We start from the raw sequence: 5367 nt of genomic DNA, 5'->3' as shown, positions 1-5367 counted from the left end.
CACACCCGGCCCGGACGGCAGTGTGTTATCACCCGGCTCGATTTCATCGCCTGCCTCGAGCACTTCTTCGCCTGGCTCGGCGACTGGGTGATCAACGCCGACCTGGAGAAGTTCGGCGCCGACCCGCGCATGGCCGATCTGTTCCGCTGGCATGGCGCCGAGGAAGTCGAGCATCGCAACGTCGCCCACGATGTCGCCGAGTATTTCGGCGTCGGCTACGTGCGCCGGTGCGCCTCGATGGTGCTGGTGTTCCCGATCTTCATCGCCCTGGTGGTGCGCGGCGCGAAGTTCCTGGTGCAGCAGGATCCGCGGCTGCCCGATCACGGCTATCCGCGGGTCATCGCCGCGATCCTGGCCGCGATGTGGCGCGGTGCGCTGCCCGGCGTGCCGTCGCTGCTGATCAGCGCGCTGTCGACTTTCCAGCCCGGCTACAGCCCGGAGAATGTCGGTTCGACCGCGCAGGCCGTCTCCTATCTCGCCCAGTCGCCTGCCGCGCGGGCGGCCGCTTCGTGACCGTGCGCGACATACCCCAGGCACTGCCGGGCGACCTCTACGGCAAGCACCGGCACGATCCCGGCACCAGGGTGCTGGACGCGATCGCGACGGCCCGGTTGCGCTGGAGCGGCCTGGTCAACCGCCGCGATCTGCGCCCGCGCGTCGACGATCGCCGGTTCCCGGTGGTCGTCACCGAGCGCCGGATCGTCGCGCACGACCAGGATGTGGTGAGCCTGCGCCTGGAGTCGCCCGACGGCCGGGAGCTGCCCGCGTGGCGGCCCGGTGCGCACCTGGATCTCGAGCTCCCCTCGGGCCGGCTGCGCCAGTACTCGCTGTGCGGTGACCCTGCCGACGCGCACGCCTACCGGATCGCGGTGCGCCGCATCCCCGAGGGCGGCGGCGGTTCGCTCGAGGTGCACGACGAACTGCCGGTCGGCAGCCGATTCATCGTCCGCGGCCCGCGCAACGCCTTCCCGTTCGCGGTGCCCGGCCACGGCTCGCCCGCGCAGCGACTGCATTTCGTCGCGGGCGGCATCGGCATCACCCCGATCCTGCCGATGGCGCGGCTCGCGCACCGGCTCGGGGTGCCGTGGACGATGGTCTACAGCGGGCGCTCCCGCGACACCATCCCGTTCCTGGCCGAGCTGGAGAGCTTCGGCGAGCACGTGACCGTACGCACCGACGACGAGCACGGCCTGCCCGACGCGGCGGCCCTGCTGCCCGGCGTCGGCGCGGGTACCGCCGTGTACTCGTGTGGCCCCACCCCGATGACCTCGGCGATCGTCGCCGCTGTGCGCACGATGCCCGACGTGGAGCTGCATTTCGAACGGTTCTCGCCGCCGCCGATCGTCGACGGCACCGCGTTCGAGATCGAATTCGCCTCCACCGGCGCGGTGATCGAAGTGCCCGCCGACCGCAGCGCGCTCGACGCCATTCTCGACACCCGCCCCGACCAGCCCTACTCCTGCAGGCAGGGTTTCTGCCGCACCTGCGTGGTGCGGGTACTGGCAGGCACACCCGACCATCGGGAAAACACGCTCTCCGATGACGACCACGCCGCGGGTGAGATGCTCGCCTGCGTATCCCGTTCGCACGGTGAGCGATTGGTGCTCGACCTGTGAGTTCGATTCCAGGACAAGGAGTCCGAAGAGATATGACTGTCGAGAACACACCGGCCGCGAACCGGCGCACCGTCCGCAACGGCGATTTCGAGCTCGCCGTGTTCGAATACGGCGACGCCGCCGCCGAGACCGTCGTGCTCGTGCACGGCTGGCCCGACACCCACCACCTGTGGGACAAGGTGATTCCGCGCCTGGCCGAACGCTTTCACGTCGTCGCCTACGACACCCGCGGCCACGGCGAGTCCACCCGCACCCAGCGCACCGCCGACTTCCGGCTCGAGGAACTCTCGCGCGACTTCTACGCGGTCATCGACGCGGTGAGCCCCGACCGTCCCGTCCACGTGCTCGCCCACGACTGGGGTTCGGTGCAGGTGTGGGAGGCCGTGTGCGAGCCGCAGGCCACCGAGCGGATCGCCTCGTTCACCTCCGTGTCCGGCCCGAACCTCGATCACCTGGCCGCCTGGACGCGCGATCGGCTCTCGCGGCCGAGTCCGCGCAACATCTGGCAGCCGGTGACCCAGGCACTGTCCTCGGCCTACACCGCGTTCTTCATGACCCCGGTGCTGCCGCGCGCCACCTTCAACGCCATCGGCACCGAGAAGGTATGGCAGCGGGCCGTCGCCGTCATGAACGACACCGCGCCCGCCAATGTCGTGCTCGGCCCCACGTTCCGGCGCGACATGGTCGACGGGCTGCTCATCTACCGCGCGAACATCGCCCAGCGCATGCTGTCGCCGCGCGAGCGCCGCACCGAGGTGCCGGTGCAGCTGATCGTCGCCGGACGCGACGTGGCCGTGCGCCCCGCCGGTTACGACGATTCCCACAAGTGGACCGCGCGGCTGTGGCGCCGTGACGTACCCGCCGGGCACTGGATGCCGTTCTCGCATCCGGAACTGCTGGCCACCGCCACCACCGAACTCATCGACGCGCTCGGCGGCGGTGATGTGCCCCGCGGTCTGGCGCGCGCCGAGGTCGGCCGCAGCCGGAAGGAATTCGACCACAAGCTGGTCGTGATCACCGGCGGCGGCAGCGGCATCGGCCGCGAGACCGCGCTGGCCTTCGCCCGGCTCGGCGCCGAGGTGGTGATCTCCGACGTCAACGAGAACGCGGCCAAGGAGACCGTCGAGCTCATCGCCGCCGAAGATGGTGTCGCGCATGCCTATTCGCTCGACGTGTCGGACGGAGACGCGGTGCGTGAGCACGCGGACGCGGTGATCGCCGCGCACGGCGTGCCCGACATCCTGGTCAACAACGCCGGCGTCGGCCAGGCCGGCAGCTTCCTCGACACCCCGTCCGAGGAGTTCGACCGGGTGCTGCGGATCAACCTCGGCGGCGTGGTGAACGGCTGCCGTGCCTTCGGCGCCGCGATGGCCGAGCGCGGCCTCGGCGGGCACATCGTGAACCTGTCCAGCATGGCCGCCTACAGCCCGCAGCGGGACATGGCCGCCTATGCCACCAGCAAGTCGGCGGTGTTCATGTTCTCCGACTGCCTGCGTGCCGAACTGGCCGATCGCGGCATCTCGGTGTCGACCGTGTGTCCCGGCATCGTGCACACGAACATCGTTGCCACCACCCGCATTTCGGGTGTCTCCGCCGAGGAAGAGGCGGCCACCCAGCGCAAGTTCGACAAGCTCTACGAGCGGCGCGGCTACACCCCCGACAAGGTCGCGGCGCAGATCGTGAAGGCGGTGCGCAGCGGCCGCGAGATCGTGCCGGTGACGCCGGAATCGTGGGTGCAGTACCGGATCAACCGGATCGCGCCCGGCGCGGTGCGGTTCGCGGCTCGCCGGATGAAGCTGGTCTAGGCGCTCACGCCCGGCGCAGTTGCTCCTCCACGGCGGCGACGTGCCGGGCGTCCACGCCCCACGGATTCTCGACCCCGACGTGGCGGTCGAGGTCCCACAGCACACACTCTTCGTCCGGTCGCGCCACCAGCGACCAGGCGACCACGGTGCGGCCCAGCTGTTCGATCATCGACCCGTGATCGGGTGCGTCCTCCCCTGCGCCGTCGGGGAAGTGATGCAGGAACCGGCCGTAGGCCTCGGTGCAGAACTTCGCGTACAGCTGGGTGCACAGGATGAACCCGTGCCAGGCTTCGTCGACCGCGTGCGAGGGCATACCGATCACCTGGTCGTCGCGCATGGCGGCGCCGCAACAGCGCAACCATTGGCGCAGACCGGATTCCACGAGGTCGCGTGGCTGCCAGGGGCAGGTCTTGAAGATCGCGTCGGGGAAACGCAAGTCGGCGACTGTGCGGTCGACCGCGCTGAGGTCGACCGGTCGCGGACCGCGTCGAAGGAACGAAAGCGCCACGAATTCACTGTAAGCCCCTGCGCGGTCGCCTGTCGGTGCTGCTGGAGACGGCCGGGCCGTGGTGGCGGCACGTGATCGTGTGATCCGCGTCGCAGCGCTCTTGACCTGAACTCCGCTCGAGGTTCCATGCTGGACGCGTCCGGTGAACACCACGAAGGAGTCGCGATGCGTGCAGTGCAGGTCAAGGAATTCGGTGGTCCCGAGGTGCTCGAGGTGGGGGAATTCCCTGCGCCGCAACCAGGTCCGGCCGAGGTGGTCGTCGATGTCGAGGTCGCCGACGTGATGTTCCTCGACACCCGGCTACGCAGTGGCTGGGGCCAGGACTTCTTCCCGCTGAACGTGCCGTATGTGCCCGGCGGCGCGATCGGCGGTGTCGTCTCCGCGATCGGCGCCGAGGTCGATCCCGGCTGGCTCGGCAAGCGTGTGGTCACCCAGACCGCCGCCAGCGGAATCGGCGGCGGGGTGCCGACCGGCGGCTATGCCGAGAAGTCGCTCGCCAAGGCCGAGACGCTGATCGAGATCGCCGACGGGCTCAGCACCCAGCAGGCGGTCGCGCTGGCCCACGACGGCCGCACCGCGCTGGCGGTGTTCGATCGTGCTGCCGTGCAACCGGATTCGTGGGTGCTGATCACCGCGGCGGCAGGTGGGCTCGGCACCCTGCTCATCCAGCTGTCGGTGGCGGCGGGCGCCAAGGTGGTCGCGGCGGCGCGGGGAGCCGACAAACTCGCCCTCGCGGAACGACTCGGCGCGACCGCTGTCGTCGACTACTCGGTCGACAACTGGGAGCAGCAGGTCCGCGAGATCACCGGTGGGGGAGCCGATGTCGTCTTCGACGGAACGGGTGGGGCCATCGGCGGCCAGGCACTGACGACCGCCGACGACAAGGGCATCTTCCTCGGATATGGCTCCGCGGCAGGAGATTTCGCGACAGGAGACACCGAGGCTGCTGCCGCCCGAGGTGTCACGGTGCTCGGACTGTTCGACATAGTCGCCGATGAGATCGACTGGTCCGCCCTCGCCCGTCGCGCACAGGCAGAGGTCGCCGCGGGAAGGCTGGAAGTGGTTATCGGGCAGACATTTCCGATCGACCAGGTCGAACAGGCCCACTCGGCGATCGAGAGCCGCTCGGCACTCGGTCGTACCCTGTTGACGATCGGCGCGTGATTGTAACTCATGCTGCGCCGCAACGGAATACGCGATAAGTTCGTTCTGTGCAGGGAATTATTGTCATCGCGGTGATAGTGGCGGTTCTCTTGTTGGTCGGTGGGGTGATCAAGCTGGCCAGTAACCCGGGGAGCAGCATCGAGCGGCGTGACCGCGAGGAGCGGGCACGCGCGAGCCGACAGAAGGCCGAAACGTCTTAACTGGTATCAGTTTTCGGCTGTAGACCCACCACGGCGAGCGGTCGCCGCGTCTGCGTCTGAGAGGCGCGGTCCCG

Annotated in this window: 5 protein-coding genes; 4 read left to right on the top strand and 1 reads right to left on the bottom strand. The window is 69.2% G+C overall.

Annotation, left to right across the window (positions count from 1 at the left end; genetic code table 11):
* The 3 genes from ACFWPJ_RS23465 to ACFWPJ_RS23455 form a co-directional block, all read left to right on the top strand.
* Nucleotides 1–513: metal-dependent hydrolase (locus ACFWPJ_RS23465; RefSeq protein WP_378854542.1), on the top strand; the 513-nt coding region annotated here is incomplete at its 5' end.
* Entirely contained in the window at nt 510–1616 is a 1107-nt protein-coding gene (locus tag ACFWPJ_RS23460) for a PDR/VanB family oxidoreductase (protein ID WP_378854541.1), read from the top strand. The genes ACFWPJ_RS23465 and ACFWPJ_RS23460, both read left to right, overlap by 4 nt.
* 32 nt (nt 1617–1648) lie before the next feature.
* Nucleotides 1649–3421: an SDR family oxidoreductase gene (locus ACFWPJ_RS23455; RefSeq protein WP_378854540.1), complete on the top strand. Its 1773-nt coding sequence runs from the start codon at nt 1649–1651 to the stop codon at nt 3419–3421.
* A gap of 4 nt (nt 3422–3425) precedes the next feature.
* On the opposite strand, the gene ACFWPJ_RS23450 is transcribed toward ACFWPJ_RS23455, so the two are convergent.
* Nucleotides 3426–3929: a hypothetical protein gene (locus ACFWPJ_RS23450; protein WP_378854539.1), complete on the bottom strand. Its 504-nt coding sequence runs from the start codon at nt 3927–3929 to the stop codon at nt 3426–3428.
* A gap of 165 nt (nt 3930–4094) precedes the next feature.
* Here ACFWPJ_RS23450 and ACFWPJ_RS23445 point away from each other — a divergent pair, with 165 nt between their 5' ends.
* Nucleotides 4095–5093: a zinc-binding dehydrogenase gene (locus ACFWPJ_RS23445; RefSeq protein WP_378854538.1), complete on the top strand. Its 999-nt coding sequence runs from the start codon at nt 4095–4097 to the stop codon at nt 5091–5093.
* Nucleotides 5094–5367 lie beyond the last annotated feature (274 nt).

It is taken from the genome of Nocardia sp. NPDC058497 (assembly GCF_042720195.1).
In the GTDB taxonomy this organism is placed as follows: domain Bacteria; phylum Actinomycetota; class Actinomycetes; order Mycobacteriales; family Mycobacteriaceae; genus Nocardia.
This window is presented reverse-complemented; position numbering and strand designations above follow the sequence as displayed.

Coding starts and splice junctions, on each gene's coding strand:
- ACFWPJ_RS23455 (WP_378854540.1), top strand. CDS start 1,649: ATGACTGTCGAGAACACACCGGCCGCGAACCGGCGCACCGTCCGCAAC.
- ACFWPJ_RS23445 (WP_378854538.1), top strand. CDS start 4,095: ATGCGTGCAGTGCAGGTCAAGGAATTCGGTGGTCCCGAGGTGCTCGAG.